Consider the following 23,768-nt stretch of genomic DNA (forward strand, 5'->3'; position numbering starts at 1 on the left):
CAAAGAAAAACCCGGCCCTCTTGCGAAGGCCGGGTTCTTTGTTCCGTGAGCGCGGGGCTCAGGGAGCATGAGTGCATCATGCCGCCGCCTGAAACCGGCATGTCCGGTTCAGGCAGTCAACATGATGGGGGCATGATTACATCATGCCGCCCATGCCGCCCATTCCGCCCATGCCGCCCATATCGGGCATGCCGCCGCCGGCGCCTTCTTTCTTCGGCTTCTCGGCGATCATCGCTTCCGTGGTGATCAGAAGTGCGGCAACGGAGGCTGCGTCCTGAAGCGCGGTGCGCACGACCTTGGTCGGGTCGATAATGCCTTCTTCGACCATATCGACATATTCTTCGGTCTGCGCGTTGAAACCGAACGTGATCTTTTTGCTTTCCAGCACTTTGGCCACGACGATGGAGCCTTCCACGCCCGCGTTTTCCACGATCTGGCGGATCGGGGCTTCGAGCGCCTTGCGCACGATGTTGATGCCCGCCTGAATATCGGGATTGTCATCGCTGAGCGCGGCAACGGCTTTCGTTGCCTGCAGAAGCGCGGTGCCGCCGCCCGGCACGATGCCTTCTTCAACGGCAGCGCGGGTTGCGTTCAGCGCGTCGTCAACACGGTCTTTACGCTCTTTCACTTCGACTTCCGTCGCGCCGCCAACCTTGATCACCGCAACGCCGCCGGCGAGCTTCGCCAGGCGTTCCTGCAGTTTTTCGCGGTCGTAATCGGAGGTGGTTTCCTCGATCTGACGGCGGATCTGCTCGGTGCGCGCTTCGATGTCTTTCTTCTTGCCCGCGCCATCGACGATCGTCGTGTCGTCTTTCGTGATGTTGACGCGCTTGGCCTGGCCGAGCATGTCGATCGTCACGTTTTCCAGCTTGATGCCCAGATCTTCCGAGATCACCTGGCCGCCCGTCAGGATCGCGATATCCTCGAGCATGGCCTTGCGGCGATCACCGAAGCCCGGCGCTTTCACGGCAGCGATCTTCAGGCCGCCGCGCAGCTTGTTGACCACGAGGGTCGCCAGCGCTTCGCCTTCGATGTCTTCCGCGATGATGAGCAGCGGACGGCCCGACTGCACGACCGATTCCAGGATCGGGATCATCGCCTGCATGGAAGAAAGCTTCTTCTCGTGCAGCAGAATGTAGGGATCGTCGAGCTCGGCGATCATCTTTTCTGCATTGGTGATGAAGTAAGGCGAGAGATAACCGCGGTCGAACTGCATGCCTTCTACAACTTCCAGTTCGCTTTCCAGGCTCTTGGCTTCTTCGACCGTGATCACGCCTTCATTGCCGACTTTCGACATGGCGTCCGCGATCATCTGGCCGATTTCGCGCTCGCCGTTTGCCGAGATCGTGCCGACCTGCGCGATTTCCGAGTTGTCTTTGACTTTCTTGGAGCGCTTTTTCAGGTCTGCGACGGCGGCGAGAACCGCTTTGTCGACACCGCGCTTCAGGTCCATCGGGTTCATGCCGGCGGTAACGGCCTTTGCGCCTTCGCGCACGATCGCCTGGGTCAGAACCGTTGCGGTGGTGGTGCCGTCGCCAGCCGTGTCGTTGGTCTTGGAGGCGACTTCGCGCACCATCTGCGCGCCCATGTTTTCGAACTTGTCTTCAAGCTCGATTTCCTTGGCGACCGACACGCCGTCTTTCGTGGTGCGCGGGGCGCCGAAAGACTTTTCGATCACCACGTTGCGGCCTTTCGGGCCGAGCGTGACTTTTACCGCATCGGCCAGAATGTCCACGCCTTTGAGCATACGCTGGCGGGCGTCATTGCCGAATTTAATTTCCTTAGCCATAGTCCTCAGATCCTTCTCTCAAGGTCTAATCTTGAGCGTTATCCTTAAAAGCGGTGCGCGGCAGACGGCATGAAAAAGCCGTCCTGCGAAAGCAGCACAGCTTCTTATTCGATGATGCCGAGAATGTCGGATTCCTTCATGATCAGCAGGTCTTCACCGCCGACCTTCACTTCCGTGCCGGACCATTTGCCGAAGAGCACCTTGTCGCCCTTTTTGACATCAAGCTTCACGGTCTTGCCGGTTTCGTCTTTGGCGCCCGGACCAACGGCCACGACTTCACCCTGAGAGGGCTTTTCCTGAGCCGTTTCGGGAATGATGATGCCGCCAGAGGTCTTGGTGTCCTCTTCAACCCGGCGAACGAGCACGCGATCGTGCAAAGGACGGAACTTCATCTGAATGTCTCCCTTGAACCCCGTCTAAGAGATTGGAATTCATAAATTTTTTGGATTGTTAGCACTCACCTAAGGTGAGTGCTAACAAAGGTCGTCGCACAAATAGGCACATGCCCGGTCCCTGTCAAGAGACCCCAGGGCCGGGCGGGATGATTCTTTTATGACACGCGTGGCCGGACCGGTTGCGGCGGCGCGGCGGGCTGGGAAAAGCTCAGAACGGGATGTCCGGCACCTTGCCGGGCAAGATGGTCGCAAAGGGCGCCGGTGAAAAGGGCAAGGCCCAGCATTTCCAATGTTTCTTCGCAAATCGCCAAGAGCGCGACGAGCGGTGCCTCTTCACCTTGAGCCGTGATGACCAGGCCTGAGAGCATTTCAAACCCGAGCGCCCCGCCCACGAATAGCGCGCCGGAGAGCGTAAAGAGCAAAGCGCTGCGCCGGGGCAGGGCAAGAAGAAAAGGCACCATGGCAAGGGCGAAGCCGCTCACAAGCACGAGCGCGGGCAGCACCCAGGCCCAGTAGAAGATGCCGCTTAGCCCCAAGGCGCCGCGCAGGGGCTCGATGAAAACTTCATGGATGCCCGTTGCTTCATCGAGCGAGAGATAGGCGAAGGCTGCCGCCAGCACCAGCCAGTAGCGGGCCTGCCGGCGCGCTTGCCCATAGGCGTGATGGGCCGACAAAAAGAGCAGGCCCGAGGCGGCCATCATCATCGATGAGGAATACCAGGCACCGAAATTCATCTCCGAATCGAGATTGAGATGGCGCAGGTCTTTCAGCGCCGTGTCCTCGCCGATGATGTTCAGGACAAACTCCCGCACCACGGCAAGCGCGCCGATCACCGCCGCACCGGTAAAGAGCAGCCGCCATACGGCCCGCGCCTTGATCGTCAGCATGTCTCATCCCTCCGCTGTCTGGTCCCGCCCTTGCAAGACTTGGCTCAATTATCGGCCAGCAACCAAAGAGGGGGATAAGTGGTCATGATTACGGGTGATTTCAGGCAAATACGCACGGGCGCCTTGCGGCGCCTCGGGCGCGAATTGTCCCAAAATAGGAAAACGGGCCGGGGCAAGGGGTTCAGCCTGTTTCAAAACGGGCTGAGAAAGCTCCTGGTGCTTTTATTGTCGATGCGCGACGACGGCCCACTCGGAATTTTGGGTTTTGCGCGCATGGGAGCCGAAAAAGCGCTGATGGCGCCGCAGGGCTTTTTCCAGCGCCGCCCGGAAAACGCTTATGCCCATCCCGACGGGCTGGTGGATCTTGGCGGCTCGATGAACGCGGCCCGCCTGATCGGGGCTTATGCGCAAGGGGTCTATCCCTGGAACCATGCAAGCCCCTTGAAATGGTGGTCGCCCTCGAAACGCGCCGTTCTTTTCTTCGGCGATCTGCGCATTGAAAAGAACCTGCGCCGGCTTCTGCGCCAAAAGCGGTACAGCGTCACCTTCGATGTGGATTTTGAAAGCGTGATGCGCGGCTGCGCCCGCCCGCGCCCCGGCCATCTGCCCGTCACCTGGATCGATGAGGATACGGTGCGGGCTTACCGGCGGCTCTTTGCGCTCGGCCGTGCCCATTCCGTCGAGGTCTGGGACAGGGACGGCACGCTGGCCGGCGGGCTTTACGGCGTGGTGCAAGGCGGCGTTTTCGTTATCGAGTCGCAGTTCGCTGAGATGCGCGACGCGTCCAAGGTCGGTTTCGTCACCTTGATGCGCCATTTGAGGGAATGGGGTTTCGTCGCCGCCGACGGCAAGGTGATGACGGGACATCTTGCCAATTTCGGTATGAAAGACATTTCCCGCTCCGCCTATCTCGGGCTCTTGCACGCAAGCCGCGAGCATCAGGTCCCGCAGATCTGGCTCGCCGATCCGGCGCTCGATCCGGCGGAATGGAAACCGGAAGACGATTATCTGACGGTTTGAGGTTCCTCTCTCTTTGGCAAACGCCCCGGCCTCACCGCCGGGGCGTTTTTCGTTTTTGCCCCATGCGTCTATAGTCTGGCGCAAGAAATAAAGGGGGAGAGAGATGGCAGGCACATTCGTCAACGAAGCGCTGATCGGCAAGAAGGATGGTGCGGGAGAGCTGGCAACACCGGCGCTCGTCATCGACCTGCCGGCCTTCGAGCGTAATATCAAAACCATGGCCGAGCATTGCGCGCGCGCCGGCCTCACGCTGCGCCCCCATGCCAAGACCCATAAATGCGCCGAGATCGCCCGCCGCCAGATCGCGGCCGGGGCGGTAGGCATTTGCTGCGCAAAACTCGGCGAGGCCGAAGTCATGGCCGATGCGGGCATCGAAAACATTCTCCTAACCTCGCCGGTCGTGCTGCCGCGCGCATTGGACCGGCTCATGGCGCTGAATGACCGCATCCCCGATCTTCATGTCGTGATCGATAGCGAGGAAAACGCCCGCGCGCTTGAAGCGGCGGCGGAAAAGGCGGGCCGCCCGCTCAACGTGCTTGTCGATCTCGATATCGGGCTGCACCGCACCGGTATCGCGCCGGAGGCAGCCCCTGCGCTTGCCCGCTTCGCCGATGGCGCTAAGCATCTGCGCTTTAAAGGGCTGCAGGCCTATGGCGGCCATCTCATGCATATCGAAGGTTTTGCCGAGCGGCGCGAAAAGTCCCTGGCCGCCATGGACGTCATGAAGAGCGTGAAAGACGCGCTGGAAAAAGAGGGTATTCTCTGCCCCATCATGACGGGCGGCGGCACCGGCACCTTCGATATCGACCCGGAGGCAAATGTCCTCACCGAGCTGCAGGGCGGCTCCTACATCTTCATGGACAAGCAATATAACGACGTGGAAGGGGCGAACGGCAACGTGCCTTTTGAGACCGCGCTTTACGTGCAGATGTCCGTCATCTCCAACAACACCCCGCGCCTTGCGACAACGGATGCGGGCTTCAAATCCTTCGCCACCGACGCCGAGCCGCCCCTCCTGCGCTCCGGCGCGCCGGAGGGGGCAAGCTATTTCTTCTTCGGGGACGAGCAGGGCGGCATCCTCCTGCCGAAAGGCGAGAGCCTGCCACTCGGCGCGGTGCTGACCGCCGTCACCCCCCACTGCGACCCGACCGTCAATCTCTACGACGCCTATCACGTCGTGGAAGAGGGCGTCCTCACCGCCATCTGGCCCATCGAAGCGCGCGGACGAAGTGCTTGATACAAAACAGAAAAATTATCTCCTCGGCAAAAATATCGGAAAGTTGCGAGAATTCTTGTTGACCCACTATTGTTTATTGTTATTGTGAGTAAATGATCACTCAACGAAACAAAGCGACTGGTGAAACGAGAAAGCGGCTGGTGGCCGCCGCCCTGCAACTCTTTGTTGAGAAGGGTGTGGCGGCAACCACCACGCGGGATATCGCCAAACAGGCCGGTATTTCGGAAGGGGCAATGTACCGCCACTTCGAAAGCAAGGAGACGTTGGCGCGCGAGCTGTTCATGAGCGAGTTTGCTCCGTTCTCGGATGCGCTGGCCCAGATCGAAAATATGCCGGTCAGCCTGATCGAGAAAGTCGATCATATGGTGCGGTACTTCTATCAGGCATTCGACGCCAATCCCGCGCTGTGGCGCTACATTGTGACGTATCAGTCGGGGCCGTGGTCTAGAGTGTCGGATGATATGGAGACGCCGGTTTCCGTTGTCTTCAAGGCGCTGCGCAAGGCGGAAGAGCAAGGTAAGATCAAGCTGAACGATACCGCCTTGCAAGTGCAATTGGTAATCGGCCTGGTGACACAGCCGGCCATTGGCGTTGTGTTTAACGAGATTGAACTTCCGCTGAGCCCCAAGCGCGGGCAAGTGGTCGAGGCGGTGGCTGCGGTACTTGGTATCGAGCCTTAAGCTGCCTAAGCTGGCAGAGTGATGTGAAGGATCACTCTGCTCCTACCCACACCCGATATCGGGTAATAATGTGAGTGAATGATCACTCAAAATGGAGATGATGATGAAAAAGCTACTTCTTTCTGCTGCCCTGTCCGCCGTCATTTGCCTGCCGGCGACGGCCCAGGCTTCCCGCTCGGGACTGACCGATTCTGAAATCGCTTTGCTTTTTGTAGGGGTGCCGGTCGCTAGCGGTGCTGCGGTAGCGGCTGCTGCCAGTGCCGCGCCGGTTGCAGCCGCCGGCTCGGGCGGCGCGGTGCTGTTGATAAACGGGGCAAACAGTCTCGACAAGGCGATCAAAGAAGACGCCAAACGGGAAGCACTCGAAGTCGACGATGTGTCGATCATCACGGACAGAAACGGGACCGCAACGGCCCAGTAATTTCAACATAGTAGTGAGTAATTGATCACTCAGGAGATTGTTATGTTTGATACCCGCCTTCGTTCCAATTTTGTTGCTGCTGTTTTTGCTCTGCTTGTCAGCGTTGTCTGTGCGCTTCTGCCCGATGTGGCGTCTGCCAATAGTTCTGCTGCGCCGGAGGGCATTAAAGATCCGGAGCGTGTCTTGCCGTTTGCCAAGAAGGTCGAGCGGGAACTGGCCGCGCGCGGCGCGCGCGTTGCCATTGTCGCCCGCGTTGGCCGGGACCCTGAAAGCCTGCCGGACGGGATTGATTACACACATGTCGGTATCTGGATCTATTCCGACATCGAGACGGAAGATGGCCGGACCGTGCGAGGATATGCTGTGCACAATCTTTATCAGTTCAACGATGATTTGAGCCGCTCTTCGCTCCAGCAGGATTTCCCGCCGGATTTCTTCGCAGACGTTTTCGCGATGCGGGCAGGTATCACTATTCCCTCGCCCGAACTGCAGGACCGGCTTGTCGCGTTCGTCTCGAGCCCGTCATATGCCAAACTTCATGTCCCCAATTACTCGCTCGTCGCAAATCCCTATGACACCGCTTACCAAAACTGCACGAACTTCGTTCTGAGTACGCTGATCGGGGCGATCCATGGCACCGATGATCTCAGCAAGGTAATAGAGATTGCCGCAGAGAGCGGGTATGAACCGCAGAAAGTCGAGCTGAACGGGCTGCAGCGCGCATTCGGTCCCCTCTTCGTGGCCGGCTTTGAAACGGACGATCATGATGGAGATATCCGTACGTCCACCCTGGGATCGATAACGAAATATCTTCAGGCCCAAGAGCTGGTGGATGCCAGTTTTGTTATCGAAGAATGAGGACTGAATGGAATGAACGCGCTCTTCCCTCAAGATGCCGGGAAGAGCGCGTCCGTTTTGCCGGTGAGGTAATAGGCAGTCAGCCCGAGCCATTCCTTGACGGCGAAATCGGTGAAGGCGATGCCGTCGGACGAAAAATAGAAGAAGGAGAAGGTATGCTCGCCGCCGGTTTGATAATCGGCGGGATAGGGCAGAACCTCGAAACCTGCCGCGCGGAAGGTGCCGAGCGCGCGGGGCATGTGATAGGCGGAGGTGATGAGGAGCCAGGGCGCTGCCTCGCTTGCTCCGAGCCCGGCGGCCATCGCCTTGGCTTTCACCGCGTTCTCATGGGTGTTGCGCGAGTGTTTTTCGAGAATGAGCCGTTCCGGCGCAACGCCGATCCCGGTCAAAACCTCCGCCATGATTTCCGCTTCCGAGGCAATGGCCTCATCGCCCGGCAAGAGCGCGTTGTTGCCGCCGGAAAGAAGAAGCGGGATTCCGGGATAGCGCTCAGCGAGCTGGCGGGCTGCCAGCAGCCGTTCGCCGCCAGAGAGAATGGCAGGCTCGCCCCGCGCCGCGCTCACTTCCATATGAACCGCGCCGCCAAGCACGATGATGCCGGCGGGTGTGCCGGTTATTTCCGCTCGCGGAATACGGTCTTCGAGCCCTGCCGTCAAAACCCGGCCGAGCGGCGAAAAGGAAATCACGAAAAGCCCGCAAAGCCCGATGGCGAGACAAGCGCGCCCGAGCCGCCGGAATCTGGTCAGCGAGAGCGCAAAACCGCCCGCACTTAAAAACAGAAAAGCGGCGGAGGGCTGCAAAAAGAACCAGACGATCTTGGACAGCGCGAAAAACATGAAGCTCCTTTAAACGGTCTTTGCGCAGCCTAACGCCAAGCCCTCGCCAAACTCTTAAGCGCCTCCAGTCTTTCAAGCGCGCCCGAGCGCCGCGTGAAGCCGCTGCCAGAGCGGCGCGCAATCGACGATTTTACCCTCCCGCATCGCTTCATCCGCGGCCATGACGGTGAGGCCCGCCACCATGGCGTCATAGACCTGCACGGGGAAGGGTGCGCCTTCCAGTAAGTGGGCGGCAAGATCCCGTCCCATTTGCGGGTCCGAGCCGTAATGCTCATGAAGATTGCCGCCTACGGTTTGTTCCTCGCGCGGGCGGCGTCCGAAGGCTTCTGAATAGGTGAGCGTATTCGTCACAAGATCGGCTTCGAGCGCGCCTTTCGTGCCCGCGAAATACCAGCGCCGCTGCAGGATGCCCGCATGGGTGTTGGTATGGAAGGCAAGCTGTACGCCGTTTTCATAATGGATGAGCGCGGTTTGATGATCCACGGCATCGCCCTTGGAGCGGAAGACATCGCTCGCCCCGTTCCAGCCGCCGGGCCAAAGCGAATAGGCCGCCTCGCCGCCCGGATATGTCTCCTCTTTAAGCGCTTCATGCTCGGGCGTGAAAATGCGCCTGCCGCCGAAACTTGCAACCCGCGCGGGCAGCGCCCCGGCGAACTGCCGGTAAAGGTCGAAATCATGGCAGCATTTATCGAGCAGATAAGAGCCGCCATGGGCGCTGTCCCGCCGCCAGTCCCGCATCAAAAAGCCGCCATGTTCGGGATGAAGATGCTCGTTGCCTTCGAAGCTGATAAGCGTGCCGAGCTTTCCTTCGTCGAAATAGCGGCGCACTTCGCGCACAAGCGGGGAGGAGCGCAGCACGAGGCCGACCAGCACCGACGCTTCGCCATGGTCGCGCAAGAGTTCGGCAAGCTCGAAGGTTTCTTCCGCCGTGCGCACCACGGGCTTTTCGGTGAAGACCCGCACGCCTGCCTCAAGCCCTGCCTTGATATGGGCAAGGTGAAGGTGGTTGGGCGAGCCGACCATCAGAAGGTCGGGCTCGGTTGCGGCGATGAGCGCCTCGACGCTCTCGAAGGCCGTGCCCGCCTCAATCCCGTGCTGCTCGAGCGAGGCAAGACCCGCCGGGGCAGGGTCGGCATAGCCGGCGATCTTCATGGATGGGGCGGCAGCCATTACATGGCGCAGCACGGTTGCGATGCGGTGGCCGAGCCCGGCCACGGCGATACGGAATTCTTTTTGGGATTTGCTCATGGGTGATGCGGGCGGGTCATAGTCTTGCAGATTATTTGTTCTATGCTTTCATGGAGCATATCAGAGCAGCTTCAGGCGGAGTAGCGCATGCGGATCGGAATTTTGACGGGCGGCGGCGATGTGCCGGGCCTCAATCCTTGCATCAAGGCAGTGACGCGGCGGGCGGCGGAGCTCGGCTGGGAGGTTGTGGGTTTCCGGCGCGGCTGGGCGGGGCCGTTGAACGTGGACCCGGATGATCCGGAAAGCCTGGAAAAATGGACCCTGCCGCTCACCCCTAATGCCGTGCGCACGATCGACCGGACGGGCGGCACGATCCTCCATACCTCCCGCACCAAGCCGAGCAAGGTGAAGCCTGCGGATCTGCCGGAGCGCTTGCAGGGAAAGCTGCAGCCCGGTAAAGACGGCACGGTGGATTGCACGGCGCCTATTCTCGCGGCGCTGGAAAAAATGAAAATCGATGTGCTCATCCCGATCGGGGGCGATGACACGCTCTCTTATGGCGCGCGCCTCCACCAGGAAGGCATGAAGGTCATGTCCATCCCGAAGACGATGGATAATGACGTTTACGGCACCGATTATTGCATCGGCTTTTCGACGGCGGTCTCCCGCTCCGTCGAGCATATTCATGCGCTGCGCACCTCCACGGGCAGTCATGAGCGCATTGCGGTGATCGAGCTTTTCGGGCGCAATTCCGGCGAGACCGCGCTCATCGCGGGGTATTTGGCCGATGTCGACCGCGTGCTCATCGCCGAGGAGCCTTTCGATGTGCAGCATTTAAGCGAGCTTGCGGCAAAAGACCGGGCGGACAATCCCGCCAATTATTCCATGGTCGTCGTTTCCGAAGGCGCGCAGATGCAGGGCGGGGAGATCATGGAGCGGGGCGAGGCGGATGCCTACGGGCACCGCAAGCTCGGCGGGATCGGCCAGGTGCTGGGCGAGGAGATCAAGCAGCGCACGGGCATCAACATCATCTCCCAGTCGCTGGGCTATATGATGCGGGCGGGCGCGCCCGACGCGCTCGATGTGATGGTCGCCAAAAGTTATGGCACCATGGCCGTGCAGCTTATCGAAGAAGGCAAGTCCGGCCTGATGATGGCGCTGCGCGATGGCAATTACACCGCCATGCCGGGCGATATCTGCATCAAGGGCGAGCGGCGGGTGGATGTCGCCGCTTTTTACGACAAGGAAAATTACCGTCCGCGCATCACCCGCGTCTCGGGCCTGCCCATGTTCCTTTATTGAGGCGCGCTACTGGTCCTTGTAAGGGCTTTGCGAGGCCGGGGCGGGCGGCGCGGCTTTAAAGCGGATGGCGGGCTCGCCATCGGCATCTTTGAAGAGCAGGACGCCGTCTTCCGCTTCCCAGGTCTTGGTTGCGGCAAGCGCGGCAATGACAGCCTGCTCCTGCGCCATGAAAGGGTCGGGGCAGGCCATCTTGGTCATGGGGCCGGGGTCGAGCCGCACCTCGGCACCGTCGAAATGTGCCTTCCCGCTCAGTGAATTACAGCCCGCATTGCCGCCATAGCGGCCGCTTTCGGTGAAGGTGAAAGCGGCCTCGCTTTCCTCGCTTACCGGTTTGCCGTTCACATCCGTGACGAGCCATTTCTTCTCGTAAAGCACGGAAGGGTCCGCGCCGTTTTCAGTTGACGCGGAAGGCTCGCAGGCGGCAAGCAAGAAGAGGGCGGCAATAAGCGGGGCGTATTTCATATCGGGTCTTTCCGTCAGGGGCCATCAGGCGTTTGAGCGCAAACGTTCAAGGCGCGCTTTTGTTCCCTTCGGAAATGATATCAAGCGGAAAGCAGACGTTCCACGGCGCGCGCTTTCAGCACCAGTTTGCCCTCATCATTCGTAAAGGTGGCTTCCACATAAGCCTGGCTCTTGCTCATGTTGAGGACACGGCCCTCGCAGCGGAGCGTGCCTTTCGTGACCGGGCGGAAGAAATGCATTTGCAGATCCGAGGTGGTGAAATTCTGATCATCCTCAAGCTGCGTCATCAGCGCAAAAGAGCAGGTCTGATCGGCAAGCGTTGCCAGATACCCGCCGAACACCGCCACGGGGTTCATATAGTCGGGATTGACGTCCCATTCGTAAACGATGTGCCCGTCGCCCACTTCCGTCAGCCGGCCCGCATAAAGATTGAGCGCGGCGACATGGGGCGGCGCTTTTTCCAAATTCTGTTCCTGAATGCGGGTGAGAATATTCTTCCAGCTCGGCATCGCCCCCATCGGCTCCTTTACTCGGTCTTGAACTTTGCGGCATCGGCCAGCATTTCGGGCAGGCCGACGATCTCGTTATAGCGCTGGAAGGTGACCCGTTCCTGGGCCTCTGGCAAGCGGCCTTCCTTCAAAAGCCCGCCATAGACGTTTTCAAGCAGCCGGGCAGCGCAGAGAAGCGCGGAGACGGGAAAGAGCGCAAGCTTATAGCCCATCGCCTCGAGCGTGCCTGTATCGAGATAAGGCGTCTTGCCGTCCTCGACCATATTCGCGGTAAGTGCGGCGCCTTTGAAAGTGGCGGCGATCTTTTCCATCTCCTCAAGGCTTTGCGGCGCCTCGATGAAAAGAATATCGGCGCCCGCTTCCAGAAAAGCCTCCCCCCGGCGCAAAGCCTCATCGAGGCCGAGCGGGGCGCGCGCATCCGTGCGCGCCATGATCTTGAAGGCGGGGGAGCGGCGCGCTTCAACCGCCGCGCGGATTTTCGCCGCCGCCGCTTCCTTGCCGATGACTTCCTTGTTTTCCATATGCCCGCAGCGTTTGGGCAGCGCCTGATCTTCCAATTGAATGGCGGCTGCCCCGGCCTGCTCATAGGCCGCCGTCAGCCGCGCGGTCTGCAAGGGCCCGCCATGGCCGTTGTCCCCGTCGGCGATCAGCGGGGCGGGGCCTGCCGCCGCTGCCATGGCGCGCACGCGCTCGGTCATTTCCGAAGCGCTCATCAGCCCGATATCGGGCAGGCCGAGAGCGGAACCTGCCACCGAAAAGCCGGATAGATAAACCGCCTTTGCCCCGGCCTGCCGGGCGATGCGCGCGGAAAGCGCGTCATAAGCGCCGGGAGCAAGAATGAGGCCGTCTTCTTTTAAATGGGCGTCCAGTGTTTTGGTCATGTCATCTCTCCCCGGCGCGGGCCTTGGCGCGCGCGGCCTTAGTGCCCGGCTCGCCCCAATCGGCATTCAGTATGGAGCGCAGCTCGCTGAGCGCCGCTGCGCCCAGATTCTCTTCCAGTCTTTTTTCAAGCCCGCTCAAAATGGAAGCGGCTTCCTCGCGCATCGGCGCGCCCTCCGGGGCAAATTCCACGATCTTGCAGCGCTTGTCTTCCGGGTCGGGCACCAGGCGGATGAGGTTTTTTTCTTCCAGTTCCTTCAGCGCCGTGTGCATGGACTGGCGCGTCACGCCGATCAGCCGGGCAAGGGCGCTCGGGCGCTGCACACCCGATTGCACATAAATCATGGTCATGGATTCAAGCCGCCGCACACCGCCCCAGCCGCGCGCTTCCAGGCTCTCCTGCAAGGCGCCGTCGAACCACATGAAGCGGGCAAGCAGCAGCGCCATCAGCATCCCAGGCTGTCTTTCTTCCGGCTCGGCCTGCAACATAAATTTCTCCGCTTGAGTCAATCGTCAGTTTATCTTACGTTTTTCGAGAGGATGCAATGGGCCCCGCACCAAAAGCGGGGCGGGGAGGAAGAATGCCGCGTCTCAGGCAAGTGGCAAAGGCGGATGCAGATCCCCTTGCCCAAAAACTCTATGAGGTTCTGTTCGGCAAGCGCGACCCGGTGAAGGAGCCGGGCACCGCCACGGGCACGCCCGGCAATTGGTGGACCGTCTTCGCGCTGGTGCCCGATGCTTTCAAGCACACGCTGGAAGGGTTTCAGTTCTACCGGAGCCCGGAGCGCAAGATCGATCCGAAGCTGCGCGAACTTGGCCAGATCCGGGCGGGCTTTGCCCGGGGTTCGCAATTCGTTTTCTCGCAGCATTGCAAAGCTTGCCGCGATGTGGGGCTGACGGAAGCGCAGATCGAGGCGATCCCCCACTGGCAGATCGCCGATGTCTTCAGCCCGCTTGAGCGGGCGGTGCTTGCCTATACGGACTGTCTTGTCCTGCAAAGCGGGCGCGTGCCCGAGGCGATATTCGAAGCGCTGAAAGCGCATCTTTCCGATGAGGAAATTCTGGAGCTGACCTACATCACCGCGACCTATGACATGCATGCCACCATGTCCCGCGCGCTGCGCCTGGAATATGACGACGTGGATGAGCGCGTGGTGGAGATCGCCGCGCCCGAAGGCGCTTCCAACGATGTGATGAGCATGGCCGATCACGGCAAGAAGGAGTGAGGAAATGGGATATCACCATCTGGCGCTTGCCGCCCGCGACATGAAAGCCATTCACGCCCTTTACGAAGGGGTGATGGAATTTGAGCTGGTGAAAGTCGAAATCGGCCCGGCGCCCGAAGGCGGCTGGGCGAAACACTTCTTCTACCGGATGGAAGATGACAGCAAATTCATCGCTTTTTGGGAGCTGCATGACGTGCCGGGAACGGAAAGCTTCGAAACGAGCCTGTCGAAAGCCGCCGGCGTGCCCGATCACATCAATCATATTTCCTTCGATGTGAAGGACAGGGCGGAGCTTGAACGGCGGCGGGAGAAATGGCGCGCTGCCGGGCTCGACGTTCTGGAGATCGACCATAATTGGTGCCACTCGATCTATACCAAAGACCCGAACGGCAATTTCGTCGAGTTCTGCCTGACGACCGGCGCCTTTAGCAAGGCGGATCGGGAAGAAGCGCTTGCCGCGCTCAGCGCCGACGAGCCTGCCTTTTCAAAGCCGCCCGCTTCCGTGAAGGTGCATCAGGCAAAAGCGGCTTCTTAAGCAGGGGGAGTCTCTTGGGGGGAGCGCCATGCAGGATTTTCTGTCGTCCTGTTATGCGGAAATAAAATTCGTCTGTATGTTTCCCGATGCGCTATTATTAACTTGCCCGTATCCAACGCCTTGCAAGCAATACCACTGTATCCATTTGGTGGCGACACAGACTTAGCAATGACTTCGTACCATCTCACGAGTGGAAACCTGTAACGTGTCCCCGCGCATCAAGGCATTGTCATACGCAAACCTAGCAAGCTCTGCATCGGAGAGAAGATTAGTCATTGCAGCTACCTTCCAGGTTCTTCATCGGAATATCCAAAATTTCATCCACAGAGCACCAAACGTCATTCGGGATAACGAAAGCATATTCCCCTCCGGGACTATTCCAGCTCTCTCCCCCGACCGCAGGGAGAGAAAGAACAATTTGAGCACGCGATGACTGAGCCACCTCAAGCATTTTTTCCAACCACCTTTTGCTGCCAACGAAGATTCTCAGATAGACGAATTCAGGAAAGTAATTCGGATCGATCTCTATTAAACTTGCCGAATTCCAAAATCCCCGAAGAGCCTCAGGATCTCTTGAAAAGTTTGTGGAGCGGAGATGCACTGGGAATATTTTGTCGCTGCGATATGGAAGTGGGCGGGCAGCACTAGGCGGAAAATGCATGCGCGCTTGAAAGCCTGCCCTTCCGACCCATTGTTCATGCGGCAGATCAAGCTGCACTTTCTTGGAAACAAGAATGCGCAGATCAAAAACATTTGCACTGCCGTAAGAGTACCCATTTAACTGAACCGCACCTATCCAATCGGGGAGAGCAGAAGTGAGATGCCTTCCTTCTGTTGGAAAACGGAAACGTTTGGCAAAACTCGGCGAATAGAACAATGCTCTAAAATCAATGCGGTCCTCGCACAAACTCGTCTCGCGGATAGAACTCTCGTTTGTACCCTTTGAAAGCAAGCGTGTAGGAACACTCCCTTCTGAGCACTGCTCACCTGCGATATCAGCATGCAGAGCCACAGGAAACACCACCCCCAGCAGCAGCACGGCGCATTGTAAAAGTAGGCGGTCTTTCCAGTTCAGCATGCCAAGCCTCACGTTTTTTAAAAATAAAATTTTTCTTTTAAATAATCAAACTCAATGAAAGCACGATGTGGGCGAAATGGCGTGTTTTTTAGTGCCCGCATGCACAGCACTCCCAATCGAGAGACTTGCTAGATGACCAAAACCGCGAGCCGCCGGGCTCGACGTTCTGGAGATCGACCTTTTTAAAGCCGCCCGCTTCCGTGAAGGTGCATCAGGCAAAAGCGGCTTCCGCCCAACCCTTTTAAGGATCAAAAGCTCGGCGGCGTGCAGGCGGAAATGATCACGCATTCGGCTTGACCCAGATTGCGGAAGCGGTGGGGCAGGCGGCTGTCGAAATAATAGGCCTCGCCGGGCCCGAGCACCCGGGTCTCCCCGCCCACGGTCAGAACGATCTCGCCGGAAACGACGATCCCGGTTTCCTCGCCCATATGGGAGAGCATTTCCTCACCCGTATCCGCGCCCGGCTCATAGCGCTCATGCATCATCTGGATCGAGCGGTCGCTCGTGTCCTTGCCCACGAGCTTGAAGGAAATCGGCGCGCCGCCCGCAATCTCCTTCAGGTCTTTGCGCTCGTAAAAGACCGGGCGCTTGGGCTGAAGATCGACGGTCAGAAAATCGGTGAAGGAAATCGGGAAGCCGTCCAGCACCCGCTTTAAAGAGCCGATGGAGGGGCTGATGCGCTCCTGCTCGATCAGCGAGATCGTGCCATTCGTCACCCCGGCCCTTTTGGCGAGCTCGCGCTGGGAGAAGCCGTACATTTTTCTCAAAGCCCGAAGGCGGGGGCCGACTTCCGGAAGGGATACCTCTTCCCGGGCTTGCTGTGCGCCATGCGCGATACGGTGGTCTTTCTTCATACCGGTTAATATACTAAGCGTTGCGGATAAATTTCCAGTCCCTTTTCCTTGCGGGAAGAGGAGCTGGGGCGTTCAATTGTTTAAGTTAACCTATCAGTCCAGGGAGCCTGCCCCATGTCCCAAACGGAGGCTGCGGCCAGCCACGCCAAAGCGCCGAACGATCTTGAATCGCTCTGGCTGCCATTCACCCCGAACCGCCATTTCAAGCGTGACCCGCGCCTCGTCGCCCGCGCCAAGGACATGCATTATTTCAAGCCGGACGGCACGCCGGTGCTGGACGGGACCGCAGGGCTTTGGTGCGCCAATGCCGGCCATTGCCGGGACAAGATCGTCTCCGCCATTCAGGCCCAGGCCGCCGAGCTCGATTTCGCGCCCTCTTTCCAGTTCTCCCACCCGAAAGCCTTCGAGGTGGCGAACCAGCTCGTCGCGATGACGCCGGAGGGGCTCGATTACGCCTTCTTCTGTAATTCAGGCTCGGAGGCCGCCGACACCGCGCTGAAAATGGCGATCGCTTATCATAGGGCGAATGGCGAGGCCTCGCGTACGCGCCTTATCGGCCGGGAACGCGGCTATCACGGCGTCGGCTTCGGCGGCATTTCGGTGGGCGGCATGTCGCCCAACCGCAAATTCTACGGCTCGCTTCTGCCCGGCGTCGATCATCTGCCCCATACCTATAACCGCGCCGAGCAGGCCTTCACGCGGGGCGAGCCGGCATGGGGCGCGTATCTGGCCGACGAGCTGCAGCGGCTTGTCGATCTGCATGATGCCTCCACCATTGCCGCCGTTATCGTCGAGCCCATGGCCGGTTCCACCGGCGCGCTGCCGCCGCCGCAGGGCTATTTGAAGCGCCTGCGCGAGCTTTGCGACAAGCACGGCATTCTTCTCATCTTCGATGAAGTGATCACGGGCTTCGGCCGTCTTGGCCATGCCACGGCGGCGGAGCGCTTCGGCGTCACGCCCGACATCATGACCTTTGCCAAGGGCGTCACGAGCGCTGCCGTGCCCATGGGCGGGGCGATGGTGGGCCGCCATGTCTATGAGGCGTTCCAGTCCGGCCCCGATCACATGATCGATCTTTTCCACGGCTACACTTATTCGGGCCACCCGCTGGCCATGGCCGCAGCGCTCGCCACGTTCGAGCTTTACCGCGAAGAGGGGCTCTTCGAGCGGGCGCGGGCGAACGAAGCGGCCTTTGCCGATGCCGCCTTCACGCTGAAAGGCCATCCCCTCGTGCTCGATATCCGCACCATCGGCATGGTTGCCGCGTTCGATCTTGCCCCTGTCGAAGGGCTGATGGGCAAGCGCGGCTATGATGCGATGTGCAACGCCTTCCATGAGCAGAACATCATGGTGCGCGTTTCCGGCGACACGATCGCCTTCTCGCCGCCGCTCATCATCGAAGAAGCGCAGATGGGCGAGCTTTTCGAGCGCTTTAAAAAGGCGCTCGACGCGGTGGCATAACGCGGAAAAACCGGCCGCGCGGGCTGCGTCAACTTGTCATAGCCCGCGCGGTTTCAGCCGCTTGTAACGGCAATGGGAAACACCATATCGAAGGCGTTCCCGGAGACGGGGATAGACCGCAAAGATGCAGGCCCCCCTCCCTGCATATTCCCTCCCCCTCGATGCGCGGTCTTAAAAAGTCTTGAACCCCCGGTCATCTCCCCCCGCCGGGGGTTCTTTTTTGCCTGATTGGCCCTTCCCCGCGCAAAGACGTATAAAGCCCGGCAACAATGCCTGCAGCTAACGGCCTCTTAGGCATGGAAGGTTATGTTGACCGGCAGGCAGCAGGGGAAGCGCAATGGGCATCGGGCAGAGAAGTTACAAAGCGGCAAGGTTTTCACTCAGCCTGCTAAGCGCGGGCATTTTTTGCATTCTTGCAGCGGGCGCGCAGGCGCGCGCTGAAGCGCCGGTGCCGCTTGGCGGCATTGCCGTGGAGGAGCCGGGCCCGGTGCACCTTTCCCGTCTCGATCTCATTCTGACCCCCGCCATTATCGAAGCGCGCTACCAGTTCCAGAACATGAGCGGGGAGGCGGTGGAAAAGGATGTGCGCTTTTCCCTGCCGCCGCAGCCGGTGAAAGCAGCCCAAGGGCAAGGAGGGGCACTGAACCGGAACGCCATCGGCTTTACGCTTTCGGCGGACAAACGCTTCCCAGACCTTGAAGCGCGCCCGAACGCCATCTTGAAAGACGTGGACGGCACCGTGCTCGATGTGACGGACGATCTAACGCGCGCCGGAATTCCGCTGACCGCCGATCTTGCCGCGATCGGCAAGGCCGCCGAAAAACTGGACCCGTTGACGCGCAAGTCCCTGGTCTCGAGCGGCATTCTGGGCCGGGAAGGGACGGAAGATGCCGGGCCGCGCTGGTCGCTCGCGCGGCATTATGTTTACCGCCAGCGTTTTCCGGTCAATGACATCGTCAAAATCGAGCACAGCTACCGGCCCATTAGCGCGCAAGGTTATTTCCAGGTCAGCGGCCTGCTGGCGGAAAAATACTGCATCAACGATGAAAGCATGGGGATGCTGGAGGGCAAGAACACGCGCTCGCTGCGCAAGCGCCGCCGCCCGCTCTTTGCCCAGGAAATCGAATATGATCTTGAGACAGCCAATGCCCCCATCGCCATGTTCAATCTGGTGATGAACCCGGCCGACAATGAAGCGGCACTTTTCACCTGCATGAAAGGCGTGAAAGACAACGGCAAAGGCACCTATGCCGCTGCATATGAGAATTTCACGCCCTCAGGCCCCTTGAAGGTGCTGGTGGTCTACTGACGCGCCAGGATTTCACCTTTCAGGATTTTGCAGCGGGCGTGAGGCCGAGCTGCTTGGCGATCAGCTTGTCGAGCGCCCGGCGCGGCAACAGCGCGGTGACGAGCTTTTCCACAAAACGGCCTTTCACCGCCGCATAGCGGGTCTTGGGTTTCGGCGTCGTCAGCGCCTCGTGAATGAGCGCGCCGAGTTTTTCCGCGCTGAGACCGTTTCGCCCCTGGCCGATGAACATTTTCTGGAACTTCTGCAGGATCGGCAGATAGGGCGAGTTGCTGTAGGGGGTGATGTCGATTTCCTCGGCCTTGTCCCAGATCGCGGTTTTGACCGGCCCCGGCCCGATAATGACGACATCGATGCCGAAGAGCATCATCTCCCGGCGCAGCGCTTCGGAATAGCCTTCGATGGCGAATTTCGAGGCCGAATAAGGCCCGAGGAAGGGCATGGCGCGCACGCCCGCCGCCGAGCTGATATTGACGATGCGCCCCGGCGCGCCTTTTAGCGTTGGATCGGCGCCGAGCAGCGGCGCGAAAGCCTGGGTGACGAGGAAGGGGCCGGTGACGTTGATTTCCATCTGCCGGCGCATTTCTTCCACATCGAGTTCCAGCAGCGGCCCGGAGACGGCAATGCCCGCATTGTTGACGAGCCCGGCAAGGGTCTCGCCTTTGAGCGCCGCGCGCACCTGATCGGCGGCCCGCCGGATGGCCGCTTCATCGCAGACATCGAAAATGAGCGGCGTCACCTTGTCGCCGAACTCGGCCTTCAGCGCCTCGGCATCGGCTTCCTTGCGAACCGAGCCGAAGACGTGAAAACCCTTTTGGGTGAGAACCCGCGTCGCCCCGCGGCCGATGCCGGTGGAGACACCGGTGATAACGACAGATTTCATTTCTCTTATCCTTGCTTTTAGTGCGCAAGCCGCGGCACGGCGGGAGGCGATGGCGGCGTCAGGAAATCATGACCCCGCCATCGATCACCATTTGCTGGCCGGTCATGAAGGCCCCGGCCTTGGAGGCAAGGAAGACGGCGGCGCCGGCAATCTCGTCCGGCTGGCCGATGCGCTTTAAGGGCGCGGAGGCGGTGGACTGTTTCAGGATATCCGGATCGTCCCAGAGCGCCTTGGCGAAATAGGTCTGGATGAGGCCGGGCGCGATGCAATTGACGCGGATATTGTCCTTGCCGAATTCCACGGAGAGATTGCGTGCGAGCTGGAAGTCGGCGGCCTTAGAAATGCAATAAGCGCCGATGATGGAAGAGCCGTGCAGCCCGCCGATCGACGAGATGATGATGATCGAGCCGTCTTTGCGCTCCTGCATCTGCGGCAGCACCATGTGGCAGAGCCAGTGATTGCTTTTCACGTTGGACGACATGATCCGGTCGAAAGCTTCATCGGGAATGTCTTTTGAAGGACCGAAATAAGGGTTCACCGCCGCGTTGCACACCAGCACATCGATCTTGCCGAAGGCTTCGTTGGTTTTATCGACGAGGTTCTGAAGCTGCGCCTTGTCGGCGATGTTGCAGGGGACGGCGATGGCCTGGCCCGGATATTTGGCGTTGATTTCGGCGGCCACCTCATCGCAGGCATCGGCCTTGCGGCTGGAGACGACGACCTTCGCGCCATGTTCGGCCATGCGCGTGACGATGGCTTTGCCGATGCCCTTGGTCGAGCCGGTGACGAGCGCGACCTTGCCCTTCAAATCGAAAAGTTCCATGAGATATCCTCCCTATCCGTTTGTTTATCCCGCGCCCCGCGCTTGCCCGTTACGGTGTTAAGTCCATGGAGAAAGCGCTGTTCTCCTGCACGGACTTATCTGCTAGGCTTTACGCAGGGTACGTGTTTGGGCTGTTTGTACACCAGAATTGCCGCCGCTGACAGATTTTGCGTGGGCTGGATGGGGATGAGCGGCCCGGTTTTCAGAAAAAACCTGAGAGGGAAACAATGAAGCGTTTGTCCATTATGCTGGTTGCGGCGGCTTTCGCCCTTACCGCGTGCACGTCCCAGGACCCTTATACCGGGGAAGAAGGCGTCAACAACACGACGATCGGCGCAGGCATCGGCGCGGTGGCAGGCGCCCTTGGCGGCTATCTCATCGGCAAAGGCAGCTCCGATGACCGGCGCAAGCGCGCGCTGATCGGCGCAGGTGTCGGCGCGCTCGGCGGCGGTGCGATCGGCTATTACATGGACCAGCAGGAAGCGGCGCTGCGCCAGAAGCTGCGCGCCTCCGGCGTCTCCGTCACGCGGGTGGGTGAGAACATCATTCTCAACATGCCCGGCAACGTCACCTTCGCCACCGATTCTTCGGATGTGAATGCGCGCTTCTATGAAGTGCTGAATTCCGTCGCCCTGGTGCTGCAGGAATATGACCGCACGCTGGTCGATATTTACGGTCACACGGACAGCACGGGCTCGGCGCAATATAACCAGCAGCTTTCCCAGCGCCGAGCGCAGTCGGTTGCGCAATATCTCGTCGGCCAGGGCGTGAACGGCCAGCGCTTGCTCGTGCAGGGCATGGGCGAAAGCCAGCCCATCGCCACCAACGACACGGCGGCGGGCCGGGAGCAGAACCGCCGCGTGGAAATCAAAATCTCTCCGCTGACGGCGTAACGCCTCGCTCTCTGCTGACGGCGTAACGCCTCAGGGAAAGAACGGTTAAGGAAACCGGCGCCGCGCTTGCGGGGCCGGTTTCTTGCTTTTCGTTCATCTTTCTCACGGATTTTTCACCGAGGCTTGAACCGGTGTTAGCTGATCTTTCGGGCAGGAGGTTTATCTCAAGGGGGTCTTGAGAAAACCCATGGTGCCCCGATGCAACGATCCGCCTTTGCGCTCCCCCGCACGAAACTTCTGGCAGCGCTGCCCTGGACGGAGCGCAATGGCAAACTGTCGCTCCTTAAGCTGACGGTCTTTCTCGGTCTTTGCGCGCCGGGGCTCTGGCTTGCCTTCGGGTTCTCGCAGGATCTTCTGGGCACGAAGCCGCTTTCCCATGTGCTCCATGAAACAGGGCTCTGGACGATCCGCTTTCTGTTTCTCTCGCTTCTCGTGACCCCCGCCCGGCGCATCTTTCATTATTCCAAGCTGATCAATCTGCGCCGTATGCTCGGTCTTGCCGCTTTGGCTTACGGGCTTGCGCATCTCGGGCTTTATGCGGCCGATCAAGCCTTCGATCTGGGAAAGGTCGCAAGCGAGATCGTGCTGCGCATTTATCTCACCATCGGGTTTTTGGCGCTGCTCGCCATGGGCGCGCTGGGGCTCACCTCGACCGATGCCATGATCAAGCGCATGGGCCCCAATTGGAACCGGCTCCACAAGCTTACTTACGCCATCGCCATTCTGGGCGGGCTGCATTTCTTCATGCAGGCAAAGTCGGATGTGTCCGAAGCCGTGCTCATGGCCGGGTTCTTCGTGCTGCTGATGAGCTACCGCCAGGCGCTCAAATGGAAGTTCGATCTGACCTCGCCGCTTGTCCTTGCCGCGATTGCGCTTATCGGCGGGCTCGGCGCGGCGGCGTTGGAATTTGCCTGGTACGCGCTGGCAACGGGCATTCCGCCGCTGCGGGTGCTGGAAGCCAATCTCGACTTTACTTATTCGGTGCGCCCGGCCTGGTGGGTGGCGGCGACGGGGCTCGGTCTTGCCGCCGTGCCGCTTGTCCGCAAGCTTGACCGGCGCGCGGTGTTCGCGCGGCTGCGCGCCCGGCCTGCTGCTTAAAGATCTATTTCAGCAGCGCTTCGATTTCCTTGACAAGGGTCTCGCTAAGCGGGCTCACCTTGCTTGGATAGGACTGGGCCAAGCTGCCATCCGGCGCGATCAAATATTTGTGGAAATTCCATTTCGGCAGCGCGTCCTCGCCTGCCTGCTCGCGCACCCAATTGTAAAAGGGATGGGCATCGGCGCCGATAACGCTTTCCTTGGCGGTGAGCGGAAAGGTGATGGAATAATTCACTTCGCAGAAACTGGCGATCTCCCGCTCATTGCCCGGCTCCTGCCCGCCGAAATCGTTACACGGCACACCGATCACCGTCAGCCCGCGCCCCTGATAGCGCGACCACAGCCCTTCCAGCTCTCTATATTGCGGGGTAAAGCCGCATTGGCTTGCCGTGTTCACGATGAGGAGCACGTTGTCTGCATAATCCGAGAGCGGCAGGGCGGCGCCTGTAATGGTGCGGAATTCAAACTGATGGGCACTCATGGGAAGCCTCCTGATGACTTTTGATTGGGCCCAAGTCTAACAGGCGCGTGCCGGGAGGGAAGGGGGCTCAGCGGGGTCCGGCAAGGCGCGCCAAAAGCGCATGGGCGTCGGTGCGGCCATAGCCTTTGGAGGCGAGCTGGCGGGCGGTCTCTTCGATATAGAAGCGCGTGCTCCCAAGCGTGCCTTCCCCGGTCAGGTAGCGCCGGCGGGTTTCCTCAAGCGATAGATCGGGCAGAAAGGCGCCGGAATTCGGGTGGGCAATGTAAGTGAGGGCCCGGTAAAGCCGCCCGTCCTGCCCGTGCAGCGTCACCCAGCGGCGCAGGTAATGACGCTCGCGGTAATCGAGCGCGGCTTCCGCCTCCGCCCAGTCCTTCGCCGCAATTTTTATGCCGAAGCCGGTGGTAAAGCCGCCCGGATGAAGACCGGCAGCAAGGCCCGGTTTTTCCGGCGAGCCCCAGGTCGTGGTTTTGACCATGGAAAAGCGCCGGTGCCAGCCTTGCACGGTGCCGGCCAGCATTTTCTGCACCGGTACGCGCGGGTCCCACATCAAGGAGCCATAGCCGAAGACCCAGTAGCTGCCGCTCTTTTCCGGTGGGCTTCCTGCCGCGCTATCTTCATTGTGTTGTCTCATGGCTTGCTCTTTGGCTCGTCCTGCAGTCTATCTATC

The 23,768-nt window shown here is 59.9% G+C and carries 27 protein-coding genes; 12 read left to right on the forward strand and 15 right to left on the reverse strand.

Annotated elements, in window-relative coordinates:
* Nucleotides 1-136: 136 nt before the first annotated feature.
* The 3 genes from groL to M2A_RS07155 all read right to left on the reverse strand — a co-directional run bounded on the left by groL (nt 137) and on the right by M2A_RS07155 (nt 3,071).
* Nucleotides 137-1,789, reverse strand: coding sequence for a chaperonin GroEL (groL, locus tag M2A_RS07145; RefSeq protein WP_045445076.1), 1,653 nt, complete (start codon nt 1,787-1,789; stop codon nt 137-139).
* Between the two features lie 104 nt (nt 1,790-1,893).
* Entirely contained in the window at nt 1,894-2,181 is a 288-nt protein-coding gene (locus tag M2A_RS07150) for a co-chaperone GroES (RefSeq protein WP_045445078.1), read from the reverse strand.
* Nucleotides 2,182-2,339: 158 nt separating this feature from the next.
* Nucleotides 2,340-3,071, reverse strand: a complete 732-nt coding sequence (locus M2A_RS07155; RefSeq protein ID WP_045445080.1) for a DUF8692 domain-containing protein — start codon at nt 3,069-3,071, stop codon at nt 2,340-2,342.
* A 273-nt stretch (nt 3,072-3,344) separates the two neighbouring features.
* Here M2A_RS07155 and aat point away from each other — a divergent pair, with 273 nt between their 5' ends.
* The 5 genes from aat to M2A_RS07180 all read left to right on the forward strand — a co-directional run bounded on the left by aat (nt 3,345) and on the right by M2A_RS07180 (nt 7,287).
* Nucleotides 3,345-4,091, forward strand: a complete 747-nt coding sequence (gene aat, locus M2A_RS07160) for a leucyl/phenylalanyl-tRNA--protein transferase (RefSeq protein WP_197052870.1) — start codon at nt 3,345-3,347, stop codon at nt 4,089-4,091.
* A 103-nt stretch (nt 4,092-4,194) separates the two neighbouring features.
* On the forward strand, nt 4,195-5,328 hold the full coding sequence (locus M2A_RS07165; RefSeq protein WP_045445083.1) for a DSD1 family PLP-dependent enzyme: 1,134 nt from the start codon (nt 4,195-4,197) through the stop codon (nt 5,326-5,328).
* A 92-nt stretch (nt 5,329-5,420) separates the two neighbouring features.
* Nucleotides 5,421-6,008 carry a TetR/AcrR family transcriptional regulator gene (locus M2A_RS07170; protein ID WP_081875452.1) on the forward strand — a complete coding sequence of 196 codons (588 nt, stop codon included), beginning with the start codon at nt 5,421-5,423 and terminating at the stop codon, nt 6,006-6,008.
* Between the two features lie 91 nt (nt 6,009-6,099).
* On the forward strand, nt 6,100-6,429 hold the full coding sequence (locus M2A_RS07175; RefSeq protein ID WP_156101696.1) for a hypothetical protein: 330 nt from the start codon (nt 6,100-6,102) through the stop codon (nt 6,427-6,429).
* A 42-nt stretch (nt 6,430-6,471) separates the two neighbouring features.
* Nucleotides 6,472-7,287, forward strand: coding sequence for a DUF2145 domain-containing protein (locus M2A_RS07180; protein WP_045445092.1), 816 nt, complete (start codon nt 6,472-6,474; stop codon nt 7,285-7,287).
* 29 nt (nt 7,288-7,316) lie between these two features.
* On the opposite strand, the gene M2A_RS07185 is transcribed toward M2A_RS07180, so the two are convergent.
* Together M2A_RS07185 and M2A_RS07190 are read right to left on the reverse strand one after the other, a co-directional pair.
* Complete coding sequence (locus M2A_RS07185; protein WP_045445095.1) at nt 7,317-8,123, reverse strand: YdcF family protein; 807 nt, start codon at nt 8,121-8,123, stop codon at nt 7,317-7,319.
* Nucleotides 8,124-8,195: 72 nt separating this feature from the next.
* Nucleotides 8,196-9,371: a Gfo/Idh/MocA family protein gene (locus M2A_RS07190; RefSeq protein WP_052379279.1), complete on the reverse strand. Its 1,176-nt coding sequence runs from the start codon at nt 9,369-9,371 to the stop codon at nt 8,196-8,198.
* Between the two features lie 87 nt (nt 9,372-9,458).
* Between M2A_RS07190 and M2A_RS07195 the strand changes: the two genes are divergently transcribed.
* Nucleotides 9,459-10,613: a 6-phosphofructokinase gene (locus M2A_RS07195; RefSeq protein ID WP_045445098.1), complete on the forward strand. Its 1,155-nt coding sequence runs from the start codon at nt 9,459-9,461 to the stop codon at nt 10,611-10,613.
* A gap of 6 nt (nt 10,614-10,619) precedes the next feature.
* On the opposite strand, the gene M2A_RS17230 is transcribed toward M2A_RS07195, so the two are convergent.
* The 4 genes from M2A_RS17230 to M2A_RS17235 form a co-directional block, all read right to left on the reverse strand.
* Nucleotides 10,620-11,075: an META domain-containing protein gene (locus M2A_RS17230; RefSeq protein ID WP_052379280.1), complete on the reverse strand. Its 456-nt coding sequence runs from the start codon at nt 11,073-11,075 to the stop codon at nt 10,620-10,622.
* 80 nt (nt 11,076-11,155) lie between these two features.
* The gene (locus tag M2A_RS07205; RefSeq protein WP_158597086.1) at nt 11,156-11,584 is read right to left on the reverse strand and encodes a PaaI family thioesterase; all 429 of its coding nucleotides are present in this window, start codon (nt 11,582-11,584) and stop codon (nt 11,156-11,158) included.
* A gap of 17 nt (nt 11,585-11,601) precedes the next feature.
* On the reverse strand, nt 11,602-12,465 hold the full coding sequence (locus M2A_RS07210) for an isocitrate lyase/PEP mutase family protein (protein WP_045445101.1): 864 nt from the start codon (nt 12,463-12,465) through the stop codon (nt 11,602-11,604).
* 1 nt (nt 12,466) lies between these two features.
* Complete coding sequence (locus M2A_RS17235) at nt 12,467-12,952, reverse strand: MarR family winged helix-turn-helix transcriptional regulator (RefSeq protein ID WP_052379282.1); 486 nt, start codon at nt 12,950-12,952, stop codon at nt 12,467-12,469.
* A gap of 92 nt (nt 12,953-13,044) precedes the next feature.
* Between M2A_RS17235 and M2A_RS07220 the strand changes: the two genes are divergently transcribed.
* Complete coding sequence (locus M2A_RS07220) at nt 13,045-13,689, forward strand: carboxymuconolactone decarboxylase family protein (RefSeq protein ID WP_045445104.1); 645 nt, start codon at nt 13,045-13,047, stop codon at nt 13,687-13,689.
* Between the two features lie 4 nt (nt 13,690-13,693).
* Nucleotides 13,694-14,224: a VOC family protein gene (locus tag M2A_RS07225; protein ID WP_045445107.1), complete on the forward strand. Its 531-nt coding sequence runs from the start codon at nt 13,694-13,696 to the stop codon at nt 14,222-14,224.
* Nucleotides 14,225-14,492: 268 nt separating this feature from the next.
* Here the strand turns inward: M2A_RS07225 and M2A_RS17980 are convergent, their stop codons facing one another.
* Entirely contained in the window at nt 14,493-15,302 is an 810-nt protein-coding gene (locus M2A_RS17980) for a hypothetical protein (RefSeq protein WP_156101697.1), read from the reverse strand.
* Nucleotides 15,303-15,550: 248 nt separating this feature from the next.
* Complete coding sequence (locus tag M2A_RS07235) at nt 15,551-16,156, reverse strand: cupin domain-containing protein (RefSeq protein WP_052379283.1); 606 nt, start codon at nt 16,154-16,156, stop codon at nt 15,551-15,553.
* A 114-nt stretch (nt 16,157-16,270) separates the two neighbouring features.
* Here M2A_RS07235 and aptA point away from each other — a divergent pair, with 114 nt between their 5' ends.
* Together aptA and M2A_RS07245 are read left to right on the forward strand one after the other, a co-directional pair.
* Nucleotides 16,271-17,617: an omega-aminotransferase AptA gene (gene aptA / locus M2A_RS07240; RefSeq protein ID WP_045445113.1), complete on the forward strand. Its 1,347-nt coding sequence runs from the start codon at nt 16,271-16,273 to the stop codon at nt 17,615-17,617.
* Nucleotides 17,618-17,954: 337 nt separating this feature from the next.
* Nucleotides 17,955-18,926, forward strand: coding sequence for a DUF4424 family protein (locus M2A_RS07245; protein ID WP_045445117.1), 972 nt, complete (start codon nt 17,955-17,957; stop codon nt 18,924-18,926).
* Between the two features lie 19 nt (nt 18,927-18,945).
* Here the strand turns inward: M2A_RS07245 and M2A_RS07250 are convergent, their stop codons facing one another.
* Both M2A_RS07250 and M2A_RS07255 read right to left on the reverse strand, forming a co-directional pair.
* Entirely contained in the window at nt 18,946-19,806 is an 861-nt protein-coding gene (locus M2A_RS07250; RefSeq protein WP_045445120.1) for an SDR family oxidoreductase, read from the reverse strand.
* 58 nt (nt 19,807-19,864) lie between these two features.
* Complete coding sequence (locus tag M2A_RS07255; RefSeq protein ID WP_045445123.1) at nt 19,865-20,629, reverse strand: SDR family NAD(P)-dependent oxidoreductase; 765 nt, start codon at nt 20,627-20,629, stop codon at nt 19,865-19,867.
* Nucleotides 20,630-20,856: 227 nt separating this feature from the next.
* Between M2A_RS07255 and M2A_RS07260 the strand changes: the two genes are divergently transcribed.
* Together M2A_RS07260 and msrQ are read left to right on the forward strand one after the other, a co-directional pair.
* Entirely contained in the window at nt 20,857-21,522 is a 666-nt protein-coding gene (locus M2A_RS07260) for a YiaD family glycine zipper/OmpA-like lipoprotein (RefSeq protein WP_045445125.1), read from the forward strand.
* 198 nt (nt 21,523-21,720) lie between these two features.
* A complete protein-coding gene (gene msrQ / locus M2A_RS07265) occupies nt 21,721-22,620 on the forward strand; it encodes a protein-methionine-sulfoxide reductase heme-binding subunit MsrQ (RefSeq protein ID WP_156101698.1) in 900 nt (299 codons plus the stop codon).
* A 4-nt stretch (nt 22,621-22,624) separates the two neighbouring features.
* Here msrQ and M2A_RS07270 read toward each other — a convergent pair whose 3' ends face one another.
* A complete protein-coding gene (locus M2A_RS07270; RefSeq protein ID WP_045445128.1) occupies nt 22,625-23,101 on the reverse strand; it encodes a glutathione peroxidase in 477 nt (158 codons plus the stop codon).
* A 67-nt stretch (nt 23,102-23,168) separates the two neighbouring features.
* Nucleotides 23,169-23,732 carry a gamma-glutamylcyclotransferase gene (locus tag M2A_RS17240; RefSeq protein WP_052379284.1) on the reverse strand — a complete coding sequence of 188 codons (564 nt, stop codon included), beginning with the start codon at nt 23,730-23,732 and terminating at the stop codon, nt 23,169-23,171.
* Nucleotides 23,733-23,768: the final 36 nt, after the last annotated feature.

Source organism: Tepidicaulis marinus (assembly GCF_000739695.1).
Classification (GTDB): Bacteria; Pseudomonadota; Alphaproteobacteria; order Parvibaculales; family Parvibaculaceae; genus Tepidicaulis; species Tepidicaulis marinus.

Excerpts from the sequence above, each read along its gene's own strand:
- M2A_RS07255 (WP_045445123.1), bottom strand. The coding sequence starts at position 20,629 with ATGGAACTTTTCGATTTGAAGGGCAAGGTCGCGCTCGTCACCGGCTCG.
- M2A_RS07260 (WP_045445125.1), top strand. The coding sequence starts at position 20,857 with ATGAAGCGTTTGTCCATTATGCTGGTTGCGGCGGCTTTCGCCCTTACC.
- M2A_RS07220 (WP_045445104.1), top strand. The coding sequence starts at position 13,045 with ATGCCGCGTCTCAGGCAAGTGGCAAAGGCGGATGCAGATCCCCTTGCC.
- M2A_RS07170 (WP_081875452.1), top strand. The coding sequence starts at position 5,421 with ATGATCACTCAACGAAACAAAGCGACTGGTGAAACGAGAAAGCGGCTG.
- M2A_RS07155 (WP_045445080.1), bottom strand. The coding sequence starts at position 3,071 with ATGCTGACGATCAAGGCGCGGGCCGTATGGCGGCTGCTCTTTACCGGT.
- M2A_RS07250 (WP_045445120.1), bottom strand. The coding sequence starts at position 19,806 with ATGAAATCTGTCGTTATCACCGGTGTCTCCACCGGCATCGGCCGCGGG.
- M2A_RS07180 (WP_045445092.1), top strand. The coding sequence starts at position 6,472 with ATGTTTGATACCCGCCTTCGTTCCAATTTTGTTGCTGCTGTTTTTGCT.
- aptA (WP_045445113.1), top strand. The coding sequence starts at position 16,271 with ATGTCCCAAACGGAGGCTGCGGCCAGCCACGCCAAAGCGCCGAACGAT.
- M2A_RS07235 (WP_052379283.1), bottom strand. The coding sequence starts at position 16,156 with ATGAAGAAAGACCACCGTATCGCGCATGGCGCACAGCAAGCCCGGGAA.
- M2A_RS07245 (WP_045445117.1), top strand. The coding sequence starts at position 17,955 with ATGGGCATCGGGCAGAGAAGTTACAAAGCGGCAAGGTTTTCACTCAGC.
- M2A_RS07185 (WP_045445095.1), bottom strand. The coding sequence starts at position 8,123 with ATGTTTTTCGCGCTGTCCAAGATCGTCTGGTTCTTTTTGCAGCCCTCC.
- M2A_RS07225 (WP_045445107.1), top strand. The coding sequence starts at position 13,694 with ATGGGATATCACCATCTGGCGCTTGCCGCCCGCGACATGAAAGCCATT.
- M2A_RS07165 (WP_045445083.1), top strand. The coding sequence starts at position 4,195 with ATGGCAGGCACATTCGTCAACGAAGCGCTGATCGGCAAGAAGGATGGT.
- M2A_RS07210 (WP_045445101.1), bottom strand. The coding sequence starts at position 12,465 with ATGACCAAAACACTGGACGCCCATTTAAAAGAAGACGGCCTCATTCTT.
- M2A_RS07205 (WP_158597086.1), bottom strand. The coding sequence starts at position 11,584 with ATGCCGAGCTGGAAGAATATTCTCACCCGCATTCAGGAACAGAATTTG.
- M2A_RS07270 (WP_045445128.1), bottom strand. The coding sequence starts at position 23,101 with ATGAGTGCCCATCAGTTTGAATTCCGCACCATTACAGGCGCCGCCCTG.
- M2A_RS07175 (WP_156101696.1), top strand. The coding sequence starts at position 6,100 with ATGGAGATGATGATGAAAAAGCTACTTCTTTCTGCTGCCCTGTCCGCC.
- M2A_RS17230 (WP_052379280.1), bottom strand. The coding sequence starts at position 11,075 with ATGAAATACGCCCCGCTTATTGCCGCCCTCTTCTTGCTTGCCGCCTGC.
- M2A_RS17980 (WP_156101697.1), bottom strand. The coding sequence starts at position 15,302 with ATGCTGAACTGGAAAGACCGCCTACTTTTACAATGCGCCGTGCTGCTG.
- M2A_RS07150 (WP_045445078.1), bottom strand. The coding sequence starts at position 2,181 with ATGAAGTTCCGTCCTTTGCACGATCGCGTGCTCGTTCGCCGGGTTGAA.
- groL (WP_045445076.1), bottom strand. The coding sequence starts at position 1,789 with ATGGCTAAGGAAATTAAATTCGGCAATGACGCCCGCCAGCGTATGCTC.
- M2A_RS07195 (WP_045445098.1), top strand. The coding sequence starts at position 9,459 with ATGCGGATCGGAATTTTGACGGGCGGCGGCGATGTGCCGGGCCTCAAT.
- M2A_RS17240 (WP_052379284.1), bottom strand. The coding sequence starts at position 23,732 with ATGAGACAACACAATGAAGATAGCGCGGCAGGAAGCCCACCGGAAAAG.
- M2A_RS17235 (WP_052379282.1), bottom strand. The coding sequence starts at position 12,952 with ATGTTGCAGGCCGAGCCGGAAGAAAGACAGCCTGGGATGCTGATGGCG.
- M2A_RS07190 (WP_052379279.1), bottom strand. The coding sequence starts at position 9,371 with ATGAGCAAATCCCAAAAAGAATTCCGTATCGCCGTGGCCGGGCTCGGC.
- aat (WP_197052870.1), top strand. The coding sequence starts at position 3,345 with ATGGGAGCCGAAAAAGCGCTGATGGCGCCGCAGGGCTTTTTCCAGCGC.
- msrQ (WP_156101698.1), top strand. The coding sequence starts at position 21,721 with ATGCAACGATCCGCCTTTGCGCTCCCCCGCACGAAACTTCTGGCAGCG.